The organism is Candidatus Poribacteria bacterium (assembly GCA_021295755.1).
Lineage (GTDB): Bacteria > Poribacteria > WGA-4E > WGA-4E > PCPOR2b > PCPOR2b.
Window position 1 is genome coordinate 7,084 of the sequence record JAGWBT010000062.1, and the last position, 24,266, is coordinate 31,349.

The window sequence follows — 24,266 nt, forward strand, 5'->3', positions numbered from 1 at the left end:
ATCGTTCTATCGGTCAGCATGCTTCATGACGCTAATCGAAGTGGGTGGTGGTTGCTTATCAGCTTTATTCCGCTCATCGGTTCTATGATTTTGCTTGGTTTTACGGCGCAAGATAGTCAGTCGAACGAGAATCAAAGTGGATGCAACCCAGAGGATGCCGCAGCGTAGGAATCCAACCCATGAGAGCAGAATATGACTTTTCAAAGGGAGAACGTGGTAAGTTCTATAATCCCAAAGCGTTTTTCAATGTGCCCATCTATCTAGAGAAAGACGTTGATGATTTTATACGTAAACTAGCGGATGAGAAAGGTAAAGATCCCGAAAAACTGGTCAATGAGCTGCTACGCGGTAATATACAATTGATTCAAAGTATCCAATGAACGTGCCTATTCTACCGTTACCGGCTAATATTTCAAGACGGTTCCCCATTCACCGACGACCCAAAGAACGCCGTCTGGAGATCGAGTGATATCAATTAAGCCGTTTGAGGTTGGGGTTTGCTGAACAAGCCATGTCACACCGCTATCTTTGGTATTGAGGAGCATTCCTTTTTCTCCGACAGCCCACCCCTCATTATCACTGACGAAATAGACACTATTCAACTTTTCAGCTGTCGGTGTGATTTGCCGGATCCACGTTTTCCCGCCATCTTTCGTGGCATAAATAGAGCCGTCATCCCCAGCGATCCACGCGATTCGGGGGGTGAGTGCGAAAACTGCTCGTAATTCGTTGGGGCCTGCTTGCTGAGCACCCCACCTCTCCCCGCCGTCATCAGTTCTAATAATTACCCCTGCGTCACCGACTATCCACCCCACATTCGCATCGACAAAATAGACACCGTTCAGGTTGCTGTAGCTAGCAGTCAGATCCCCGGAATCTTGGCTTTGCCATGTACGTCCACCATCTTTTGTGCGCAAAATCTTGCCGAGTTCGCCGACACCCCATCCGTGTTCCGGTGTTGAAAAGTGGAGATCATAAAAACCAACGGCGCGCTTCCATCGAATAGCCTCGTCAAATTGGATGCGTTGGATTTGACCGGTCTCTGCCTCCACACTGATACCACCCCACGTTCTGCCGCCGTCCCCCGTCTCGATCAGGGTTGCGTTACTGCCAACGATGTAGCCTTGCATCGCATCAACAAAACCGATACCGAACAGTTCAAAGACGTTCCCGGTATGCTGTTGTTGCCATGTTGTCCCGCCATCGCGGGTAGCAAGCGCCATCCCGGATAGTCCTACCGCCCATCCCGTCTTATCATCAAGGAAGTGGATTGTCGTCAAGTGGCTGTTGATTGAAACCACATCCCACGACGCGCCACCATCTTGGCTATGCAGTAGAGTTGCAAATTCGCCCACAGCCCACGCCTCTTGTGAGCTGACCAGTTGGATAGCGTTCAGACGGCTGGGAACAGGTCTTGGTTCGATCGGTGCCCAATTTGCGCCGCCGTCGGTTGTCCTCAGAATCACGCCGAACTCAGCGGCTGCAAGTCCATGATTGGCATCAATAAAATGGATACCCCAGATGGGTTCTGGCATGCCGTTGGAATTGGGAACATTGCTTTTTTGGGTTTCCCACGTTGCACCGCCGTCAGCGGTATGAATCAGCGCACCGTTACCGCCAGCTGCCCACCCCTCTCGATGATTGAGCATACAGATTGAACTAATGCCCGCTGCGGAGTTGATTTTTTGGCTCTTCCAAGTCTGACCACCGTCCGTCGTATGGACAACTGTTCCACCATGCCCCGCGGCCCAACCGACCTTTTGACTGGCAAAGTGAAAATCTTGAATCGCATTATTCGTCGGGGGATCCTGTTGAATCCACGTATCACCACCATCTGCTGTATGAATGATAAGCCCACCATCGCCGCCAGCCCAGCCGTATTGGTCATCCACAAAAAACACGGCTGACAACGCCCGACGTGTGCCGGTGTCCAGGACAGTCCACGTTTCTCCATTATCGGTGGTCTTCAATACGGCACCATCCTCACCGACGATCCAGCCGGTTTGGGGATTGAGGAAGCGCACCTTGTGGAAATCTATCCTGAATGGAAGGGGTTTGCTCGGTTGTTCCCAAGTTTTACCGCCGTCGCTGGTACGCAGAATCGTTGCGTCTGACCCGACGATCCACCCATCCTGTTGAGAAGCAAAGTGGATGTCGGAAAACCCCGCTTGCCATTGCGACTCACGAACAAGCGTCCAAGTTTTGTCTGCTGCAAAAGCGTTGATCGCTAGGAGAGATAACAGTATCACGAACCCTAAAGCACGTTTAGTCTGCAACAGTATGTTCTTTATCATTGTTTCTTATTCCTATTCCGAGGGGAGGCGTCCATTAACTACCTATAATAGTATACCATATAGACGAATCAAATCTATCGTTGACCGCGAAAATAAAACGTGATATAATCCAATCTGTGAAATGTAAACGGTGAGTGGTGAATGGCGGTGCAATGACCAAGCTAGCACTCGTAAAGGATTTAGCTATTGCTAGGAGAAACAGAATGCCCTACGACCTGTTAGTCAAAGGAGGTACGGTTGTAGACCCCTCCCAAGGGCTTAACGCGGTCCGGGACGTTGCGCTATCTGATGGGAAAATCGCGGCGATCGAGGAAAGCATTACGGAAACTTCGGCACGTGAGGTCGTAGACGCAACGGATTTAATCGTCACGCCCGGACTGATTGATCTTCATGTACATGCGTTTTGGGGAGCCACTGCCTACGGCATGGAGCCGGACATCGGCAACATTGCCAAAGGAGTGACAACTGCATTAGATACCGGCTCGGCGGGTGCAAGTAACTTCCTAGCTTTCCGCAGGTATGTGCTAGAACGATCAGATACTCGGTTATTCGCTCTACTGAACATCTCAGCGATGGGCATGATTTGGCCCAGAATCGGGGAATTGACGGACATACGCTGGGCTGATGTCCAAGAAGCTGTCCATGTGGGTCGAGAAAACCGGGACTTTGTGCTGGGGATCAAAGCCCGACTGTCAAGAGGTTATGCAGGAGAAAACGATGTCGAAGCGTTGAAGCGCACTATAGAGGCGGCTGAAGCCATTGATGGGTTTGTCATGATCCATGTGAAGGATACCAAAACACCATTGGAAGAAATCACAGCGATGCTTCGCCCCGGCGATGTGGTCACACACGCCTTTCATGGTAAATCAGAGGGGGTTTTGGACAACGCCGGACGGGTTATTGACCGTTTTAGGGAAGACCAACAGCGCGGTGTTATCTTCGACATCGGACACGGTTCTGGCAGCTTTTCGTTTCGTGTTGCAGAAAAAGCACTTGCCCAAGAATTTCTCCCTGACAACATTAGCAGCGACCTTTATAACAGCAATGTTGAGGGTCCAGTTTTTGATCAGGTCACAACTCTCTCAAAGTTTCTCTGGTTGGGGATGTCCCTATATGAGGTGATCCGGCGTAGCACCGAGACCACCGCTCGAATCATGGGATTGGAGGACGATTTGGGGACGCTAAAAGTCGGGGCGGAGGGCGATGTCACCATCTTAAGATTGGATGAAGGTAGCTTTACGCTGACTGATTCCGAGCGTGTGTCGGTTGAAGCACGTCAGAAACTGAGCCATGTACGGACAATCAAAAGCGGTCGGATATATCGCCCGTGGCTCAAATAGGAGAACCCTTTGATCTTAGATACTATTGTCGCCCACAAACGGATAGAGTTGGAGGATGACAAGCAACGGATGCCGTTAGATACGCTGAAACACAAGATTCAGGATTTACCCCCGGCGCGAGACTTTCGCGCTGCGCTCTCAACCCCCAATTGCATCCATCTCATCGCCGAGGTGAAGAAAAAATCCCCCAGCAAAGGAATTATCCGCGAGGATTTTGATCCGGTTGGAATCGCCCGAACCTATGCGGAAAACGGTGCATCGGCGATCTCTGTGCTGACCGACCGAGAATTTTTCGCAGGTGAACTCGCCTATCTAACCGCTATCCGTGAAGCGGTGGCGCTCCCTCTCTTGCGGAAAGACTTCACCATCGATCCGTATCATATCTATCAAGCCCGACTCGCAGGGGCGGATGCTATTCTGCTCATCGTCTCAATCTTGACAGTGGCACAATTGCGTGATTTTACCGAAATAGCGCGAAGCCTTGGGCTAGCAAGTCTTGTCGAAGTCCATACCGAAGCGGAATTGGAATTGGCCTTGACGGGTGGTGCAGAAATCGTTGGCATCAATAACCGAGATCTGAAAACCTTCCACACAGACATCGCGACTACCTTCCACTTGAGGGACTCCATCCCATCCGATAAAGTTGTCGTCAGCGAAAGTGGCATCAATACACACAAGGACGTAATGAGACTCAAGGAGGCGGGAATCAACGCGATTCTGGTAGGAGAGTCATTGATGCGAAGTCCGAATATTAGGGATAAAGTGAGAGAACTGCTCGGACATGAATCGGGTTAAATTTTTAGTTCGGAAGTGCATCAATGTGCCGAATTGTTACCCTGTTTTTCATCTTATCTGTCTCTTCCGCTTTTTCAGCCATCAAGTTTGAATCTGTTGAACTTGGGTTTGACAAGGTTTACAAACGGGAGCGATGGGCACCGCTACAGGTCGTTGTTACTAGCCATAATGAAGATTTCAACGGCGAGATAAGCGTTGAGGTCCGCAATATCTTTTCGGACGAACTGATCCAAACGTATGCCACCCCTCTTTCCCTCACACGAACAGACCGTCAACGGCGTACGATCCATGTTTTCCTACCGGGAGTTTCGTCCCAACTGAGCATTAAGCTGGTCAGCCACGCCGGGCAAGTCCGCGTTCCTCAAGAACTTACGCCGGAGCTACCCAAATCGTTGGCAGATCTTATGATCCTCGCATTGACGCCAAGCCGTGATTTGTTGAGTCGCTGGGATGGAAAGCAGATCGACGGCAAAGAGAAGGGGCACGCCTTTGTCGCCTACACCGACTTTAAGAGGTTACCTGTCCATTGGAAGGGATACGATTCGGTTGATTTTTTTGTGATTCGTGGGGTTTCCTTAGTTGAGCGTCGCATGTCTAAGCGACAACAACAGGCGCTACTCGATTGGATTCAGCGAGGGGGCACCTTGCTCGTGTCCGGTGGTGCGGATCTGCGTCAGCTGCGTGGAAGTTTTCTGGAGACGTTTCTGCCGGTAGCGTTGGGCGGCTTACGAAGGGCAACTCAACTTCCCGAATCAATGCAGCGTTTCGGGCTTGCAGCCGATTCGCCCTTTGACCTGATTGAATTTAAGTCTAAGCCCGGAACAATTCCGCTCGTTGGTGACGGAGATCAAATCTATATCGCCAAAAGAGTTTTGGGCGGTGGGCAGATCATCAGTTTGGGGTTTGACTATAACGCACCTCCTTTTTCTGATTCACCGGGAGCGGAAGCATTTTGGAAGTGGCTGCTTGGCGCGGAGGCTCGAACGCCACGCCATGCAGAAGCACGATATGAAGCCGATCGCAGGCATAACGAAAAGATTCAGACAATCTTGGCAGCTGTTTCTTCGGCGAAAGCCCCACTGATTGGACTGTTGCTTGTTTTCCTAGTTGTGTATGTGTTGGGTTTCGGTGCCCTGATATGGTGGGGAAGAACAGATAAATTCCGTCTATACTGGGTCGGAGGTATCGCGCTCACGGTACTTTTCTCATGTGGTGTTGTTCTGCCCCGTCACTTTGTACCGAGCCCGGTCTCGGTGAATCGTTTTTCAATTTTATCCGTTTACCCGTCAACGAACCGCGCACACTTACAAACCTATATCGGGATCATTGCTTCAGCCAGTGTTGAAACGTCTATTCAATTTCAGGAAGGGACGCTCATTAGACCTTTGACGGAGACCGCCGCACCTCCGTTGCAATTAGTTAAGTCTGAGAAAACGAAAAATTCTTCAATCCTACGTCAGGCGGCTTTAGATCCATGGGTCACGCGAGCCTACTTTGCAGAGGCTTTTATCGATTTTCCGGTGCACCTGACATGGGAGCGAGGAGTGACAACCGATCGGATTGAACATAGGCTCCCTTATACGTTGGAAAACGCATGGCTTATCGATCAGGGAGAATATCCTCACATCGGCACGATTCCGCCTGCAACGGCTGTCGAGATAAAGGAAAACCCAAAAAGATATAACAGGTCCCCACTCTCTCAAGCACTAGTCGGTGAGCGAAAAGCGTTTATGGGGGTATTGATTGGTGAAGTAGTTCTGCGCTATCTAGCGCAAGAGTTGGCACCAAAACTCGTCGGTTGGACGCAAACCGCTCCATTGCCGATGTCGATGAATCACCCCGTGGACGCTGTCGATGAAACGCTTGTGATTTTATATTTACCGACGCACCGCTAAATACCTCTTTATTATAGGAGATGAGAACATAATGGCAGCAGAGATACCTTTACAAAAAATTGATGAATACCGGTGGCGTATCCCTAAAAGCTATATGCGTGGCATGCGTGTTGATGGGATTATTTACGCAAATGAAAAACTACTTGAACAAGCCAAGAGTGAGGAGGCGTTGCAGCAGGTCGCCAACGTGGCACACCTGCCGGGGATTATCAAGCATTCGCTTGCAATGCCCGATTTACATTGGGGTTATGGCTTCGTGATTGGCGGTGTCGCGGCGACGGATCCGGCGGCAGATGGCGTTGTGTCCCCCGGCGGGATTGGGTATGATCTCAACTGCCTGACAGCTGACGCGGAGATACTGCATCAACACGGCTATACGATACCAATCGGAGAGATGGGATCAAATTGGGAAACCGCTATGTTGCGTTGTCAGGATTTTCAAAATAGCGTTGAAACTCAAACCTCTGTGCGGCATTATTTGAAACTTCGTCCAACCCAGTCGGTATATTGCCTGAAAACCGAAGCCGGTGATACCATCAAGGCGACAGCGGATCATCCTTTCTGGACGCCAAAGGGGATGACCGAACTGCAATCGCTCAAGATTGGCGACAAGGTCGCGTTATCACCATTTCAAGGTGTGCCTTATGAAGAGCCATCGGATGAGATTATCGTTGACCAAACACGGATTGAAGGCTTACTCAGTCAACTCGGTGATAGCCAGTCCGGCAATCGACGGGGACAGGTTATCAAGCATCTTAAGCAGCGCGATCTGTTGCCGCTGAGATACGACTCACCTGCGTTGCCGTACCTGTTAAAAGTCCTAGGATACGTGATGGGAGATGGAAATGTCTACTATGTCAACGGCGGTGGCAAAGGTCGAATTTCCTTCTACGGCAAAGCAGAGGATCTTGAGGAAATCAGAGCAGATATTTCGCACCTTGGGTTCACGCCCTCAAAATTGCACCGCCGCGAGCGAGTACATCAGATTACAACAGCGTATGACACATATCAGTTCTCCTGTGAAGAGGTCAGCTTCAATGTGAGTAGTACCGCACTCGCAACGTTACTTGTCGCGCTTGGCGCGCCTCACGGTAAGAAGGCTGCTCAGGACTATCGGGTGCCAGAGTGGATTAAGGGTGCACCGTTGTGGCAGAAACGCCTATTCCTCGCTACCTTATTCGGGGCTGAACTGGAATCCCCGAATACAATGACAGGACATCCCTACACCATCTCCGCTCCTAAGATGTCAATGAGCAAAAGGAAAGGTTATGTCGATAGTGGTATCTCTTTCCTACGGGACATTGGTGATCTTCTAGCAGATTTTGGTGTGCAGATTAAGAAGATCGGGCAGCGAAAAGAGCAAACAAACGCTGATGGATCCGCTTCCTACCGATTGCGATTGGTTATCTCAGGGATGAATGAGAACCTGATTAAGCTGTGGGAACAGATCGGGTTTGAATACAATACAGAACGTAAGACACTTGCAAATATCGCACTACAGTATCTCAAACTCAAACAACAATTGATTGAAGATCGAGAGCAATGCACGCAGATGGGATGTCTATCTCTGAAATTACCGACAAGATCGAGTCTGAATACATTAACGAGCGTTTTGTTGAAAGGTCGGTCTATGAAGGGCGGCAGACCAAACCACGAGTCAGCCAAGCTTTTCCAACTTTCGAGGCGTATATTGAAGAGGCAACCCAAGATTTGAGCAACAGCGGTATGGTCTGGGATCGCATTGAATCAATTATCCCCCTTGAGTTTGACGATTACGTTTACGACTTTACGGTTGAACATCCAGACCACAACTTCATTGCAAACGGTTTTGTTGTGTCGAACTGCGGTGTGCGTCTAATTCGGACCAATTTGGACGTTACGCAGTTGGCGGGCAGAACCAAAGGACTTGTTGCGAAGCTGTTTGAAAATGTCCCCTGCGGTGTTGGGTCAAGTGGAAAGATTCGGCTGAACCAACAAGAAGAGAAGCAGATGGTCGAGCAGGGGGCACGTTGGGCGGTCGAGCGCGAATACGGCTTTCTCGAAGACCTTCAATTTACTGAGGCGAACGGTTTTTTGTCTCTCGCTAATGCGGAGGCTGTCAGTAATCGTGCTTTGGAACGTGGAAAAAATCAACTCGGCACACTCGGTTCTGGAAATCACTTCTTAGAGGTCCAAGTGGTAGATCGAATTTTATATCGGGAAGCCGCCGAGGTGATGGGACTGACGGAGGGACAGATCTGCGTGATGATTCATAGCGGTTCGCGCGGCTTCGGCTATCAGGTATGCGATGAGCATGTAAAAACGTGGGTCCAAGTTGCGAAGAAGTATGGAATAGATCTGCCCGACCGCCAACTCGCCTCTGCCCCGATTAACTCAAAGGAGGGGCAGGACTATATCACGGCGATGGCGTGTGGTGCGAACTACGCATGGAATAACCGCCAGTGTATCATGCACTGGGTGCGTCAGACGTTCATGGATTTCTTTGAGACTGGGGTGTCTATGATGTCGCACATAACATCGGCAAGTTTGAGAAGCACCTTGTTGATGGGACTGAACGTGAACTGTTCGTACACCGCAAAGGTGCGACGCGGGCATTTCCAGCGGGGCATCCTGAGATTCCCGACAAGTATCAGAAGGTCGGGCAGCCGGTTCTGATACCCGGCGATATGGGCACCGCCTCTTATGTCTTGGTTGGTAACCCGTCGGCGATGGAGCAGACGTGGGGAACAACGTGCCACGGTGCAGGCAGAATGCTCTCGCGCCGGAAAGCGATGCAGATCACGAAAGGACGTAGCATTCAACGAGATCTTGAGAAACAGGGGATCTTCGTCCGCGCTGAGGGACGACGCACACTCAACGAGGAGGTGCCTGAAGCGTACAAGGATGTGGATGAGGTGGTCAAGGTTGTCGATGCAGCGGGACTTTCACGACGGGTGGCGCGGTTACGCCCGATTGGTGTAGTCAAAGGTTAAGAAATACATACTACTAGGCAGATTTGAAAAAAGGAGTAAATGCAGTGAAAATCGCAAAAATTGAGCAGTTTTTTCCGCGTCACCGGATGCGGCTGGTAAGAATCACAACTGACAACGGTCTTGTCGGTTGGGGAGAGACAACGCTTGAAGGCAAACCCAAAAGCACCATCGCTGCCGTTGAGGAACTTACCGACTACCTGATTAGCAAAGATCCGTTACGCATAGAACACCACTGGCAGCATATTTACCGGTCCGCCTTTTTTCGGGGCGGTAATGTGTTGATGAGCGCTTTATCTGGCATCGATCAGGCGCTGTGGGACATTGCCGGCAAGCATCACGGTGTACCGACGCATCAATTGCTCGGAGGTGCGGTGCGTGACCGCATTCGTGTTTACGCACATTGGGGCATCGGCAGCATGACAGATGAGGGGAAAGCTGCTGCGAAAGAACGTCTCGAAATGCTACAGAAGAAGGGAGGTTACAAGGCGTTTAAGTCGGGGCCCGGCGGCACGTGGCGAGCGCATGAACCACCCGCTGTGATCGATGCCTTTGTTGAGTGTGCCTATCTGATGCGGGAGTGGGTGGGAGATGATGCAGAGTTGTGCTTCGATTTTCACGGTAAAATGACACCGGCACTCGCCATCGAAGTCTGCCACGAACTGAAGGGGATGCGCCCCATGTTCGTGGAGGAGCCCGTGCCACAGGAGAATGTCGATGCTCTGAAGTTGGTTTCAGACCATGTTCCGTTTCCGATTGCGACTGGGGAGCGTCTGCTCTCACGATGGGAGTTTCGCCAAGTGTTCGAAAAGCAGGCGGTGGCATACATCCAACCGGATGGGTCACACGCGGGCGGAATTACAGAGTTGAAGAAGATTGCGAATATGGCAGAGGTCTACTACATCCACACTATGCCGCATTGTGCGATTGGACCTGTGGCGTTTTCTGCCTGTATGCAGGCTGATGCGGTCGTTCCGAATTTCCTCATCCAAGAGCAGGTTGATGCGGCGCTTGGTGATGGGCTGCTGCAAACAGACTGGGATGTCAGGGATGGGCATATCGAGTTACCAACGAAGCCCGGGCTCGGTTTTGAGATAGATGAAAAGGAAGCAATGCAAAATCGTGAAGGATACGATGAAGAATTGGGCGGTGAGTTCTATTACGAGTCGGATGGTAGTGTTGCGGATTGGTAAAAACAATCAGTGATGCTTATTCGATTTTCATCTCCTCCAAATCTCTTTCGAGGTTCTTGATTTCCGTCAGGGTCATCGAGCCGGGTTCAAGTTCGTACGCCTTTCTATATGCTTCGAGTGCGGATTCCGGATCTTGTAAGAACGAGTTATAAATCTGTCCCATCCACAGATACGCGTCAACCTCAGTCGGGTCTAGCGTAACGATTTTCTGGTACACATCCAACGCCTCGTCATAAGCACGTTCCTCTCCCCCGCGCCGGAGTGTAGCCGCGCGGCCATAGAGCAATCCGATGAGTTCTTGTTTCGCCTCTGTGAAGTCCGGTGCGTGTGCCACGATCTCTTCAAGAATTTCAAGCCCCCTATCCTCCAAGCCGACAAGCTGCGCTTGTTCCTCAGCAGTGACCTCTCGGTCAATGAACTGATATTTTTGCAGGATATTACGATAGGTTCGTGAGAGCTGCAATCGGGCTTGCAGACCAATTGGCATCAACTCAAAAGGTACATCAATTAAATCTGGATCATTTTCAATCGCCTTCTTGTAGTGAGCCTGTGCTTCCTCAAATTGCTTTGTCCCCTGATATAACACACCTAATTGATAGTGCGCTTCCGCATACGTTGGGTTTTTAGCAATTACGGCAAGGAACTCTCGGACAGCCAGCGCCTGTTCACCAGTGTCTCGCAGCAGCTTTCCGCGCAGCAGATGGACAACTGGGTGATCGGGATCAATCGCCGCAGCACGATTCAGATGGATTTCCGCATCTGCTGTCCAGTTGCTGTGGAAATAGATCTCCGACACACGGAGATGGGCGTGCAGCCGCAACGCACGGTTGACGTTGTTTGTATCTGTCTCAATCGCCTGAATACCTTCCCAATACGCAAATAAGGCTTGGGGTAGGTTCTGCTTTGCAAAGTATTCATCTCCCTTTTCAATGAATGTACTCGCTTGTGAGGCAGGAGGCGAATTGACTTCTGCGCCACCTCTTTTTGTATTCAAGACTATCAGGACGATGAGAGCAATCAGAATGACCGCTTCAAAATAGGGTAACCATTTACGCATCTTTGATTTCTCCTCAATTAATTCCCGCCAAGAGCCCTAAAAATTCCTCCGGTTCAACAAACTTTTCAAGTCTTTTGTCTGTCAACTGATTCCCTTCAGAATCAAAGAAAATGACCACCGGCAAACCAACAATGCCATATTTTTGTTTCAGCCGTTCGACTTCATCCGAGTTTCGAGTGAAGTCCAACTTGACATTCACAAATTTCGATAACTTTGCTTTCACCGCCGGATCAGAATAGGTATGCTCTAGCTCGTTGCAAGCAGCGCACCATGTAGCGTAGAAATCGATCATAACAGGTTTGCTTTCCCTTCGTCCAGCCTCCAATCCTTGGGCTTCGTCGGCTATCCAGACGAGATCGCTTTCCGCTGTTGTGAGTCCGCCGACAAACATATAAAGCCCAACAACTGCCAATAGAACGCCAACTGCTTTGCGGAGTTGCACCAGACGGGGCAGGTCTTTAAATCGCTGGGAAAATTTACCGAGCGCAACACCAGCTAGCACAAGCACACCTGCGATGACAAAAAAGCTCGTAGAATTCTGAAGCAGGGAGCGTAATGGTGGAATAGCATCTTTGAGGAAATACAGCGCCACGGTGATAATAGCGACGCCGAATATGTTTTCCAAAATATACATCCAACCGCCAGATCTCGGTAGAGCAGCGATAGCGCCCGAGAACGTCCCAATCACGATAAACAGCAATCCCATACCGAGGGCATAGGTCAGCAACAGCCAGAATCCGAGGAAAACACTCTCTGTGGTAGCCACATAAGAAAGAACCGCCCCCAACGCTGGTCCTGTGCAAGGGGCGGCAATGATGCCGGCAACGGCTCCCATCGCAAATGCACCGGCAAATCCGGCACCACCGACGTTGTTGAGTCGATTCTGCAGGGCGTAAGGCACGCGGAGCTCAAACACACCGAGCATAGACAGTCCGAGCGCGAGTAGAATCCCACACACCGGGAGCATCACCCGTGGGTCTGCCATTATCTGCCCAAAAACCGCCCCCGTTGATGCGACAGCGACGCCTAAAATTGCGTATGTTAGTGCGATGCCCAGAACATAAGTGACGGATAAGAGAAAGGATCGCAGACGACCTACGGATTCACCCGCACCAAAGACGGACACAGTAATCGGGATTAGCGGGTAGACGCACGGCGTGAAACTGGTCAAGATTCCGCCCACAAAAACGAAGAGGAATGCCCAAAAGTAACCTTGGGATAACGCTTGAGAAAACTTACCGCTTTCGCTTGTAGCAGTCTCAGAGGGGTTATCAGGAGGGGAGCCGAGTTGTAGATTTGCAAAGATAGCGTCGTTCATAGGTTGAATCGGTTGGTCCATTCCAACAACGTCAATCGCCACCTCGAAATCAATTGTTTTCGGCAGCAAACACTGTTCGTCGTTACACGCTTGGTACGTCAGTTGAAAGGGAAGCGTGATCTGTCCTAACGGTGCTGAGTCTAGTAATGTTGTTTGGAACCCGATCACGGCTTCATCGTGATATACCGGGACTTTCCCGCCCAGTGAAGCAATTTCGAGGACATCTGCCTTGGGATACACCACTTCGCCGAATATCAGATCAGCGTGGTTGGGCAGGGTAACTTCTGTTGGAATCAAGCCTTCTCCAGCGGGATTCGCGTTTGCGTGCCAGTTAGGCGCAAACTTCATCACGATAGCCATCTGGAATATGCTGCCGGGCTGCACCTGATTTACCGATAGGACCCCATGCGCCGTGACAATCTCAACTGGCTTAGCATCTTGCTTAGGCAGTCCAAAACGCGATAACTGCCCCCATAAGGTCACAGGCGTTCCGATGTATAGTGCACAGATAAGGCATAGTAGAAAATGAGGGCGAAAAACTGATTTGCTTTTCATGTCTAGCACTTCCTCGGATGTTAAAGACCTTTGAACGGTTTAAGTCCTTTCAAAGGTTTTTGATGGGTGGGACTTATTTTTAGGACTTACGCAGTTGAATGAGCAGCGTTGTAGTTTGATGCTTCATCACCAAATGCGGGGCAGGATGCCCCGCCTACGATGTGTGCAGAGTCTGAACATGCTCCTTGACGCCCGATGAATCGGGCAACTACAATCTGAAGTGTATAAGTCCTATTTTTCTAACAACTGGTTAAGCGCTGCACCCATTTCCTTTAGCGTCTGCTTGCTCGTTAGACGCGCCGATATATCTCGCGTCTGACTGTCTAGCAATAAAATGAAACCCGTTCCCTGATTGGCTTTGTAGGCTTCACCCATTCCCAGCGCTGAAGCGAGCAATTCTGACTGATAGTGAGTGGTCCGGTTCGTAAAATCTAGAGTGACGAAGAGTATAGGCTTTCCATCGAACTTGTTCTGCAAATCGGTGAAGATGGTCCCCATCTTTTTGCAGGAACCTCACCAATCTGCGTGAAACTTTACAGCAATTATCTGTGGGGCAGCAGGCTCATTGGCTGCCTCCTCGCCAGACAAACTGATAGTCGTTACAACTAAGGTGGTCGTTACCATGATGGACAGGACAATCAAAATCCATCGCAGTTTAATGGGGTATTTCATGATGTTTTTCCTTTCGGTATTTGCAAGAAGTGGGTAAAAAAGGTAGAAGGCAAGTAAGGGAATTATGTTAAATTTTAGAATTATTTAGACACTCCCAATGTGCAGCCAACCCCCTAAATCCCCCTTATCAGGGGGACTTTGGAAATTTCTTGAAGGTCGGAGTTATTGATAAATGTCTATTTCGGTTCAAGGATAGCGCAGGGTAAGATCATCTCTTCCATTGAGATGCCGCCGTGCTGGAATCCTCCGTTAAATTGGTGCTTGTAGTCATTAAACTGATTCGGATAAACGAAGTAATAGTCCTCTTTAGCGAGGGCGTAATTTTTTTCGTAAGGCGTATCGGGCAGCATGTACTGCTCTGGCTGTGTAATTCGCAACCCGGCTTCTTCGTTACATATAAGTTCGCCGCCGACTTTGAACCGAAGTCCATTCGTTGCGGGTCTGTCGCCTGAAACCTTCGCTGCACGCTGACACAAAATCGAACCGTGATCTGCCGTTAAAATGACTGTAACGCCTCGATCCGCCAACAATTTGAGGATCTTATACACACCCGAATGTTGGAACCAACCTTGCACAAATGTGCGAAATGCAGTCTCGTCGGGCATGAGTTGCTTGAGCAGGGCGATCTCAGAACGTTTATGGGTCAGGTGGTCAATAAAACCAACGACCACTGCTGCTAAACTGATGCGTTGGATATTGCTAATCCATTGCAGGTACTCCATTTCTCCGCGCACATCAAAGATTTTAAAGTAGTGCGGAGTGGGTTTGAGATAGATGCCGTGCCTCTCTAGTTGCAATCGCATCAGATCTTTTTCATAACGATTGACACTGGTGTTCTCGTCATCAGTTTCCACCCATAAATCGGGATAGCGTTGGGAAAACTCTAGCGGAAACAGACCACTAAAAATCGAGTTCCGGGAGTAATTTGTCGCCGTCGGCAAGATTGAGTAGTGATAGTGTGTCGTAATCTGAAAGTATGGGTCTAGGAGAGGCTTAATTTTTAGCCAGTGATCTAGCCGCATGCAGTCCATCACCATAAAGAAAACCTGCTTGCCAACCTGTATCTCCGGAATGACATGTTTGTAAAGCAGGTCCACCGATAAAACAGGGGAATCCTCACCGACCAACCAACCAGAATAGTTTTCTTCAATATAGCGGGCAAATAGGGCGTTACATTCCTGCTTCTCTAGCCTATGCGTTTCGCGTAGGCTATCGGCGATGTCAAGTTCATCCAGACGCAGGTCCCACTCGGCGAGCTGGGAGTAAATGTCAATCCACGTTTTCCAATCAACATCGTGCTGTTTTAATGCGCTGCGCTTATTAAAGTCGATAACATACTCTTGGGCAATATAATCTTCTGTAACGGCATCGTATTCCAAGAGAAACGCCAGTTGTGAGGCAATCTGTTGTGGGTTCAACGGCTTCATTAAGAAATCATCAACGCGATGGATAATTGCCTCATTCATAATCTCGCGTTGCTCGTTTTCGGTTACCATGACCACCGGTAAATGGGGGCATTTTCTCTTAATTGCTGAAAGCAGACGAATCCCGTCCATATCGGGCATCATATGGTTAATCAGGACGGCGTCGTAAGTTTTTTCTTTTAACAGCGATAACCCATCAACTCCCTTCATCGCAGGCGTAATCTGATAACCCCTTTGTTCCAAGAATAGGATGTGTTTTTCTAAACTGTTTATCTCATCATCAATCCACAAAATCCTCCTTGCTTGTGTTCGCATTACATGTCACCTCATCCTCCCTATATTGCTGCAAGGTTGTGGCTTGCAGCTCCGCACGGTATCTCAAACCGGCGGACTCTGACTCTTGCAGAGCTTTCAAAAGATTAGTATTTAATTCATCAAAAGTTGCCCAACGTGCGCCAGCGATCTCTTTAGTATCAACAGGTTGTAAACGTCCACCTATTGCCTGAGCGGCAAACACATGAGATGTCCAGAACACCGTTTCGTCTTCATAAGAAAAGTTAACGTACACTTTGAGAAGATATTTCTGGAGTTGAATCTCTAAACCTGTTTCCTCATAGGCTTCCCGCCGTGCACCTATTTCAAAGTCTTCTCCTCGTTCAACGCCACCGCTGGGCGGGCGGTAGACATCAAGGGGATAACTCGGTTTTCGGATCACCGCAATCTTATCACCTTTGGAAATGAACAGAGTGACATCGTGTGCCCGTCCATGCCGCATACTCCACTTGAGCAGGTCAAATCCCTGTTGATTCATCGTGTAAGCGGTGCGAAGTACCCGTGGTACACCGTACTTCGCTTCAAGTCTATTCAGAACTTTTTGAGTGATGTACATTGCGTAAAACGTAATGCGTAACCGGATATTGGGGGTTGGGTCCGCAGGGCTTTAAAGGTATAGGCAATTATTAAGATAGCACTGTGATACTAAATCCCGCCGACAAAACGCCCTACATTCAACAAACCGATCGGATCCAGCTTGGTTTTGATTGCTTTCATCAGTTCAAAACTACGACCGATCGGTCCCCAGACATCAATTTGACGTTTGAGCGCTGTTGGTGCGGACTCAACGATTAGGTTTCCACCAACATTCGCAGCAACGTCGCGTAGATTTGCGATAGTGTCCGCCACCTGATGCACCGGCACCTCACCGTCGGGAAAGTCTGAGAAGATGATATAGACAACGCCATTTCCCATTAATCCCGTCGCTCGTACCCGCCAAGAGACTGAATCATTCATCTCTAAGACGGTCTTAATGAAGTCTCCAACATCGGTCATACGGAGATTCGCTCGACAGATGACGGTCGCAGTAGCCGATCCGCCCTCTGGAAAGGCGCACATCGACGCCTGGAGTTCCTGCTGCCATCGCCCTTCATACACTCCTACACCGACAGCCCCGTTTTGTTGCGCTATTGTCTTAACAGAATCAATTTGCCATTCAACGGTTTCGGGATGGCCGTCCAGCCCAATCAAGAGGCAGGGTTCAGGCCTGTCGGTGAGCGGTGCACCATTGACAAATAGGTTAAAGAAAGTGGGCAGCAGTTGCGAACTTGATATTTCTGAAGCAACATTCACCGCCTCCCCAATGTCGGCAAAAGTTAATAAAATATTACGCTCAATTTCTGGTAACGGTTGCAGCTTGAGCGAAACTTCCGTTATCACCCCCAGTGTACCGAACGATCCAAGGTACAACTTATTGAGATCATATCCGGCTACATTTTTGACAACCTTGCCACCGCTCTTAACAACGGTTCCGCTCGATTGGACAACCCGCATTCCGAGGACAAGATCTCGAGCACTGCCAAATCGAAACCGCGAAGGACCGCTGGCATTTGTTGCGGTTATTCCACCAATTGTGCACCGATCAGCGTAAGGCGGATCGAGTGAGAAATATTGTCCATGTTCAGCCAACTTGGCTTGGAGCACCGCGAGCCGAATTCCTGCCTCCACCGTCACCGTCAGGTCGGCGGGCTCATATTCCAACACTTGGTCCAACCTTGACGTTGACAGGATCAAATCGACCCCCTCTGGCGGATTGCCGACCCCTAACTTGGTCCCACTTCCCGCAGGGATAACTGACAACTCGTTATCCGCAGCATAGCCCAACACTTCTTGAATCTCGTGGGTTGATGCAGGTACAACGACAGCTTGGGGGCCCATGCCGTCAATTGCATAGCGATTTAGTTGGTCGTTAGGAAGCAACCCCGCTTCGCCAACAATTTGAACTATATCTTCGTGTAACTGATTTGAGTTGGACATATCGATAAGTTACTCAACCCTGAAGCTATCAAATTTGACAATGGAGGGGCTGCTGTCTCCGTGCTGAGATTTTCCATACACGCCCGCCACTCCCGGCCTTAGCGACCGTTCGTGAAAACGTCCGATATTCTCGCCGTTGATTGAGAGCGTCACATTTTGACCGACTTGACGTGCGGAAAGTTTGATTGGGGTATCCTTTTGAAAGGTGACCTCACGTGTACGAATATCTGGTGCACGCATACTCCTTCCACCGACATGCCCTTCGACTCCGACGCTACACCGTTTGCCGAACGGGTCTGCCCCCGCCGGACGGTACACATAAAATAGGATTTGTGAACTTTTACCTCGGACAGCGAAAGCAATACCAACCGATTCGCCGACATTTGGCGGCATCACTTCAGCGGTTACGGTGTACTCTTTCATTGCAGCACTTTCGACGGACGATAACAGGACCGTATCCTCTTGCCCGGCTTGTAGATATAACATTCCCCCTTCGATCTTATGGGGTGCTTCGATTGTAAACAGTGATCCATCTGATTGATCGAAGGTATCTATCTTTGGACCTGTGGCGGGCATCGCTTCCGCTTCGGTTGACTCAGTCATCGCGGGTTGGGCTGCTTCCGGTGTGCTAGCTGGAGGGGCACACCCGATTCCGATTGCTATAATTGCAACAGTGACCAATTGTAAGACTTGGCTCCAGTATTTCATGAGACACTCCTCTCTGTTTTAGACGGTTATAGCCCAAGTTTGGCGTACGATTCGGCGGTTGGGAATATTTTTCCGGGGTTACACAACCCTGATGGATTGAAAATGTCTTTAACGGTTGCCATCACCGCCAGATCTTGAGGATTGAAAATCAGCGGCATATAATCCATCTTTTCAACCCCGATACCGTGTTCGCCTGTGATTGTCCCACCGGCTTCCGCACATGCGCTGAGGATTTCCATATTTACCGCTTCAACTCGCTCACATTGGTCTGCGTCGCGTTCGTCGAACAGAACGATTGGGTGGATATTTCCGTCGCCGGCGTGAAACACATTGGCGATCGGAATATCGTACTTCTCAGAAATTTCCGCGATTCGTCTGAGGACTTTGGGTAGCTGCGTACGCGGCACCACTCCATCTTGCGTGATATAGTTGGGTGCAAGCCGTCCAAACGATCCGAAAGCGCTTTTTCGCGATTTCCAGATCTGCTGCCGATCCTCCTCGTCTTTGGCGTAACGGGTTTCGCGGCAGTTGTTCTCATTGAAGATTTCGGTTATCTGCTCTACTTGCTGCGGCATCCCAGCTGTTATGCCGTCTAGTTCAACGATGAGGACAGCGCCGGCGTCAAGCGGGAAACCCCAGTGGAATGCCTCCTCGACCGCCCTGATAACAAAGTGGTCCATCATCTCTAGTGCAGCGGGAATGATGCCTTTCGCAATGATACTGGACACCACGTTAGACGCATCGTCGATCGTTTCAAATACGCCAAGCAGGGTTTGGTAACCTTCCGGTTTGCGTAAGAGCCGGACGGTCGCCTTTGTCACGATGCCGAAGGTGCCCTCCGATCCGATCATGACGCCCCGAATGTCGTAGCCGGGTGTTTCTTCAACAGCACCGCCGAACTCGACAATCTCTCCATCGGTCAACACCACTTCAAGCCCCAAAACGTGATTCGAGGTGACGCCGTATTTGAGTGTGTGGGGACCACCGGAGTTTTCAGCGATGTTCCCGCCGATGCTACAAGCCTGCTGGCTAGAGGGGTCCGGTGCATAATAGTATCCATCATCTTGAACGGCTTGCGTCAACCAAAGGTTTACAACCCCCGGCTCTACAACTGCTTGTTGGTTCGCCAAATCGATCTCAAGGATACGATTCATGCGATTTAGCGCAATAATGATGCCACCGTTGACGGTCAACATGCCGCCACTCAAACCGGTCCCCGCGCCCCGCGCAACGAAGGGAACGTTGTGCTTGTTCGCCAGTTTAACTATCGCTGAAATCTCTGGTGCGGTTGTCGGAAAAACGACAACATCGGGGAGTGCTTTGAACACGGTCGCCCCATCGCATTCATAGACGGAAAGTGAGGTCGGATCGGTGATTACATGCTCTGATCCAACGATATTTGCAAGTTCGGAAATGAGTGGATCGTTTTCTTTCATCGGTAATACCTCATGCGTAAAACGTGAAACGTAAAACGTGAAAACAATTGGTGGATTAATGAGCTAATGAACTCGTGAACTCAATGTTCTCACCAATTCACACCAAAGGTTAAATAATTTTCAACTCGTCATCGGAATCTTGGTCGCCGAGTTCTTCCACAAGTTGGGTGGCTATATGGTGGAACGCTTGGGATTGCGGCGAATCGGGATGAGATGCAACGATGGGAACGCCGAGGTCACCGGCGGTACAGACTTCGGCGTCAAGGGGAATTTCTCCCAAGAATCGGGTTCCCAGTTTTTCACTGGTCTTGACCCCACCATCCCTTCGGAAAATGTCCGTTCTTTCTCCGCAGTGGGGACATGCAAAATAGCTCATGTTTTCAACAACGCCCAGAATTGGTACGCCCAACTTATCAAACATAGCGGCACCGCGACGGACATCAGCGAGTGCGACATCCTGCGGTGTCGTCACAATCAGACCGCCCGTCAGCGGAATCGACTGTGTTAAAGAGAGTGCGACATCCCCTGTGCCGGGGGGCAAGTCGATAATGAGGTAATCGAGTTCGCCCCAAATTACATCACCGAGAAATTGACGAACTGCGCTGTGTAGCATGGGTCCTCGCCAAATCAACGCCTGCTCATCAGGAACAAGGAAACCGATGGACATCAGCTTGATGCCGTGTCGGACGATTGGGATGAGTTTCTTTTCTGGACTGGTCTGCGGCTGCTCTTTCGCCCCCATCATGGTGGGGATGCTGGGACCGTAGGCGTCTGCATCCATCAATCCGACCTGTGCCCCGTTTTGCGCCAAAGCGATTGCAAGATTGGTGGCAACGGTTGATTTACCAACGCCACCCTTTCCACTCGCCACAGCAATCTTGGACTTAACATTTGGGACGAGGATATTTTGTGGCTGCCCTTGGTGAGGCATCCCCATCTGTGGCGCGGTGGGTCTGCCAGCCGGCGCTGCATCTGCCATTTTGAGTGCTGGATGGCTCGTCATGCGTGGCTTGGCTGACTCTGGATTTTTTGTTTCTGTCTTTTTATCTTTCTTGAACAAGTTCATTATATCTCTCCATTTTCTGGTATTACTGCTTCATAGTTGTCATTCTGCACCATTTCATATAGCGGGGATAGTTCACGCAACCGGGCGACCTGTGCTGCGACGCACTCTACAACCGTATCAACCTCTGCTTTCGTGTTGTGGCGTCCCAAACCGAATCGGATAGCACCGAGGGCAAGTTCGTCTTTAACTCCCATCGCACGTAGAACGTAGGATGGTTCAACGGAGTCAGAATTACAGGCTGACCCTGATGAAAGTGCGATCTCATTCAAGCCCGATAGTATCGACTGGCTTTCGACAAACTCAAAGCTGAGGTTGAGGTTGCCGGGAACGCGTTTTATCGGATGTCCGTTGAGGTAGATGAGATCAATCCGTTTAGATAATTCGTGATAGAGCTGCTCTCGTAACGCAGCGATTCGATTCACTTCTTCCACCATCTCCTGCTTGCACAACTCGCAGGCTGCTCCGAAACCGACGATACCGGGGACGTTGAGCGTCCCCGATCTAATGTTATTCTCTTGACCGCCGCCGTGTAGCAGCGGGTACAACTGGATCGGTGGGTTTTTCTTGCGGACGTAGAGGGCACCGATTCCTTTGGGACCGTACATCTTGTGGGCTGTGAACGACATCAGATCTACTTTTAGTTTGTCAACATCGGATTCAACTTTGCCGATCCCTTGCGTCGCATCGGAATGGAAAAGTATACCATATTTCTCCGCGATTTCGCCCACTTCTGTGATGGGGTTGATTGTTCCGACTTCGCCGTTGACGTAGATGAGGCTAATTAGTACGGTTCGATCTGTGATGGCATCTTCGACCTGCTGCGGATGAACCATCCCATATTTGTCCACGGGAAGGTAGGTCACATCAAATCCTGAATCCTCTAATGCCTTACATGAATCCAAAACTGCGTGGTGTTCGACGGTGCTGGTAATGATATGATTTCCACGATCTTTATATTGATAGGCGATCCCCTTGACCGCGAGGTTATCCGATTCCGTCGCGCCGCTGGTGAATATGGTCTCCTCCTCTGAACAGCCAATCAAATCTGCGACCTGATCGCGTGCAATGTCCACTGCATCCTTCGCGTACTCCCCGAATAGGTGCGTGCTACTGGCAGCGTTCCCGAAATGGTTTGTCAGGTATGGCATCATCGCCTCTAGCACTCGTGGATCGAGGGGTGTGGTGGCATGGCTATCCATGTAAATTGGTTGTGACATTGCTGCTCATCTCCGTTTCAAGTATCCAAGATCGTCTTAGGTGGCATCAATTCGTGCTCCTCGTGCCAAAGAAATTGCTCCGATCAAGCGCGATTTGTTCAATTTCGTTAATGTCTTCCTCAGAAAGACCGTCGTAAACGCAGGTTGCGAGTTTCAGAGATACCGGTTCTGTTTCATCGTCAATGGTGATACGGACGTGTGCACCCTCGGAAATTTCGATTGTATTGGGCTGCATTGGTCGAAATGTGCCGTTTTCGTAGATGGCATCAATTACATGTTTCATCTGAGTCACCTCCACTGTCTTAATATATTCAGTTGTGGCTGGGATTCGTCCGCATATCTCCGATAATCCAAGAACATTGGTCAAGCCCCAATTCTCCGTCGTCAGTTGCAATGACCTGCTTAATTGTTGCTCAAACTACGCTCATGCAACAATCGAAATAGGAACTCTATGAATGACATTCCCAAGGTATCCTTTCGGATTCCACGGTTGGCTGAAAGGTTGGGCGTTCCCTTGATCGTCAAACGCTCGTGCCCATATTTCGTAGTACCCTTTGTTCCCGAAGGCAATTTCGGTTTCCCAATGGGACCAAGCGTACCGATTCGCCGGTTGGATTAATCAGGTCTCTTGCCACCGGATACCGAAGTCTGTGGAGAGGTAGACCTTATCTACCTTGTTCTCTCCGCCCCAAGCGTGACCTCTTACCTTAACAGGTATACCTATTTTGACGGCAGTTTTCGATTGAGGTTTGGTGATGAGTGACTTGACGGTTCCCGATGTGGCAATTACCATCTCGTTTTTCGGGGGTTTACCCCCCGGCACCGGTGGATATGCCGGTATGCGATAGGAATATCCGCTCATTTTTTCTGAGTCGTGAACCTGATCTCTGACCCAAATGCGGTTGAGCCATTTCTGCATTGAACTGCCGATCCAACCCGGCACAATCAATCTCGCGGGGAATCCGTGGGCTGCGGACAAATTTTCTCCATTCATCTTCAAGGCAATCAGTGTGTGTTCATCCATTGCCTTCTCAATCGGAATACCTCGTGAAAATGGCTCCCCTGAACCGATCGGCAGGTCTGCACCGTAGTTGCCGGTGTAGACAGCGGTCTCTTTTAAGCCTGCAGCTTGCAAAACATCGCGCAATCGCACCCCGGTCCATTCGCTACAGCCGACCGCGCCACGAATCCACGGCGTCCCGTCAACCTTCGGCGTGAACAGACTTCTACCGTTTCCTGCACATTCTACCACCACTTGCATGGTCACCTGCGGGAAACGGAGGAGGTCGTCCATCAAAAGCGTGAGTTTTTTGTAAACCTCACCATCAATCGTCAATTTCCAACCGTTTAGGTCACCGCTTTTGGCGCGTTCCGGTATGCTGCTGTTATTGCGGACGAAATGTCGAGCCGTGGGGGTGACATCATCGTTAAGCAGGTGCGGGGCAAACTCACCGTTGAAGGGGTTCTCCGAGTGGACGATCATATCGGGTTTTGGGAGTAGATCTTGTTCAACGTCCGCCCACGCAGCGGGAATGAGTCCTCTGCCAAACAGACCTTTCACGGCAGCGTCTGAGCCGGCACCAAAGATCCCCAGACCGGCGAGCGCAGCCCCTTTGCCCATCGTCGCAAGGAAGTGCCGCCGTGAGGAAAGAGCGGTTTCAAAACCGTTTGTAGAAATGTACTTTTGTTTTATCATTGTGCCTCCACCTAACGCGCGGATATTAAGCAACAACAATAGGAACTGTTCGCTTGCATACCTTAGTTAGCTTCTTCTAGCTCATACCATATGACGTACTCCCACACCCTGAAGGGATGGGGATTCTCCCCAGTTCCCGATAGGCTGTCGAATTGTGCTATCAACAAGGACTGCCATCCGAAGATCGTCTTACGTCCTCTCCTTCAAGGGTTGACGCCCCAACCCGAAAGATGTTAATTGCAGCGTTGCGGTCTCGGTCATGCAGCGTACCACAATCGTTACAACGCCAGTTTCTATCACGCAAGTTCAACGCTTCATTGA

22 protein-coding genes and 1 pseudogene are annotated in these 24,266 nt (G+C 50.1%); 7 read left to right on the plus strand and 16 right to left on the minus strand.

All coding sequences use genetic code 11. The features are described from left to right. Positions 1-168: DUF805 domain-containing protein (locus J4G02_10590; GenBank protein MCE2395022.1), on the plus strand; the 168-nt coding region annotated here is incomplete at its 5' end. 11 nt (positions 169-179) lie between these two features. Further along, positions 180-380 carry a hypothetical protein gene (locus J4G02_10595; protein ID MCE2395023.1) on the plus strand — a complete coding sequence of 67 codons (201 nt, stop codon included), beginning with the start codon at positions 180-182 and terminating at the stop codon, positions 378-380. Between the two features lie 24 nt (positions 381-404). On the opposite strand, the gene J4G02_10600 is transcribed toward J4G02_10595, so the two are convergent. Continuing rightward, positions 405-2,294: a hypothetical protein gene (locus J4G02_10600; protein ID MCE2395024.1), complete on the minus strand. Its 1,890-nt coding sequence runs from the start codon at positions 2,292-2,294 to the stop codon at positions 405-407. A 203-nt stretch (positions 2,295-2,497) separates the two neighbouring features. Here J4G02_10600 and J4G02_10605 point away from each other — a divergent pair, with 203 nt between their 5' ends. From J4G02_10605 to dgoD, 5 genes and pseudogenes are all read left to right on the plus strand, one after another. Beyond that, positions 2,498-3,634, plus strand: a complete 1,137-nt coding sequence (locus J4G02_10605; GenBank protein ID MCE2395025.1) for an amidohydrolase/deacetylase family metallohydrolase — start codon at positions 2,498-2,500, stop codon at positions 3,632-3,634. A 9-nt stretch (positions 3,635-3,643) separates the two neighbouring features. Beyond that, positions 3,644-4,429, plus strand: a complete 786-nt coding sequence (trpC, locus tag J4G02_10610) for an indole-3-glycerol phosphate synthase TrpC (protein MCE2395026.1) — start codon at positions 3,644-3,646, stop codon at positions 4,427-4,429. Between the two features lie 23 nt (positions 4,430-4,452). Then, complete coding sequence (locus J4G02_10615; protein ID MCE2395027.1) at positions 4,453-6,324, plus strand: hypothetical protein; 1,872 nt, start codon at positions 4,453-4,455, stop codon at positions 6,322-6,324. A 31-nt stretch (positions 6,325-6,355) separates the two neighbouring features. Beyond that, a pseudogene (locus J4G02_10620) lies at positions 6,356-9,296 on the plus strand (intein-containing RctB family protein). A 44-nt stretch (positions 9,297-9,340) separates the two neighbouring features. Further along, positions 9,341-10,486 (plus strand): galactonate dehydratase, encoded by a 1,146-nt coding sequence (dgoD, locus tag J4G02_10625; protein MCE2395028.1) that lies wholly within the window; start codon positions 9,341-9,343, stop codon positions 10,484-10,486. Between the two features lie 16 nt (positions 10,487-10,502). Here the strand turns inward: dgoD and J4G02_10630 are convergent, their stop codons facing one another. The 15 genes from J4G02_10630 to J4G02_10700 all read right to left on the minus strand — a co-directional run. Continuing rightward, positions 10,503-11,543, minus strand: coding sequence for a tetratricopeptide repeat protein (locus tag J4G02_10630; GenBank protein MCE2395029.1), 1,041 nt, complete (start codon positions 11,541-11,543; stop codon positions 10,503-10,505). 13 nt (positions 11,544-11,556) lie between these two features. Next, positions 11,557-13,416, minus strand: a complete 1,860-nt coding sequence (locus J4G02_10635) for a thioredoxin family protein (protein ID MCE2395030.1) — start codon at positions 13,414-13,416, stop codon at positions 11,557-11,559. Positions 13,417-13,647: 231 nt separating this feature from the next. Beyond that, a complete protein-coding gene (locus tag J4G02_10640; protein MCE2395031.1) occupies positions 13,648-13,914 on the minus strand; it encodes a hypothetical protein in 267 nt (88 codons plus the stop codon). 15 nt (positions 13,915-13,929) lie between these two features. Further along, positions 13,930-14,088, minus strand: a complete 159-nt coding sequence (locus tag J4G02_10645) for a hypothetical protein (GenBank protein ID MCE2395032.1) — start codon at positions 14,086-14,088, stop codon at positions 13,930-13,932. A gap of 176 nt (positions 14,089-14,264) precedes the next feature. After that, complete coding sequence (locus tag J4G02_10650) at positions 14,265-15,827, minus strand: response regulator (protein ID MCE2395033.1); 1,563 nt, start codon at positions 15,825-15,827, stop codon at positions 14,265-14,267. Further along, entirely contained in the window at positions 15,793-16,401 is a 609-nt protein-coding gene (locus J4G02_10655; GenBank protein ID MCE2395034.1) for an NUDIX hydrolase, read from the minus strand. Before J4G02_10655 ends, J4G02_10650 begins: the two co-directional genes overlap by 35 nt. A gap of 89 nt (positions 16,402-16,490) precedes the next feature. Beyond that, entirely contained in the window at positions 16,491-17,822 is a 1,332-nt protein-coding gene (locus J4G02_10660) for an FAD-binding oxidoreductase (protein MCE2395035.1), read from the minus strand. Positions 17,823-17,831: 9 nt separating this feature from the next. Beyond that, complete coding sequence (locus J4G02_10665) at positions 17,832-18,530, minus strand: hypothetical protein (protein ID MCE2395036.1); 699 nt, start codon at positions 18,528-18,530, stop codon at positions 17,832-17,834. Positions 18,531-18,556: 26 nt separating this feature from the next. Further along, positions 18,557-19,966 (minus strand): FAD-binding protein, encoded by a 1,410-nt coding sequence (locus J4G02_10670; protein MCE2395037.1) that lies wholly within the window; start codon positions 19,964-19,966, stop codon positions 18,557-18,559. Between the two features lie 109 nt (positions 19,967-20,075). Continuing rightward, entirely contained in the window at positions 20,076-21,032 is a 957-nt protein-coding gene (locus J4G02_10675; protein MCE2395038.1) for an Mrp/NBP35 family ATP-binding protein, read from the minus strand. Then, complete coding sequence (locus tag J4G02_10680; protein ID MCE2395039.1) at positions 21,032-22,249, minus strand: IscS subfamily cysteine desulfurase; 1,218 nt, start codon at positions 22,247-22,249, stop codon at positions 21,032-21,034. Before J4G02_10680 ends, J4G02_10675 begins: the two co-directional genes overlap by 1 nt. A gap of 46 nt (positions 22,250-22,295) precedes the next feature. Next, entirely contained in the window at positions 22,296-22,532 is a 237-nt protein-coding gene (locus J4G02_10685; GenBank protein ID MCE2395040.1) for an antitoxin family protein, read from the minus strand. Between the two features lie 141 nt (positions 22,533-22,673). After that, on the minus strand, positions 22,674-22,865 hold the full coding sequence (locus tag J4G02_10690; protein ID MCE2395041.1) for a hypothetical protein: 192 nt from the start codon (positions 22,863-22,865) through the stop codon (positions 22,674-22,676). A 3-nt stretch (positions 22,866-22,868) separates the two neighbouring features. After that, positions 22,869-23,945, minus strand: a complete 1,077-nt coding sequence (locus tag J4G02_10695) for a sulfite oxidase (protein MCE2395042.1) — start codon at positions 23,943-23,945, stop codon at positions 22,869-22,871. Between the two features lie 160 nt (positions 23,946-24,105). Further along, positions 24,106-24,266, minus strand: a 161-nt coding sequence (locus J4G02_10700; GenBank protein ID MCE2395043.1) for a transposase, incomplete at its 5' end; no start/stop codon positions are given.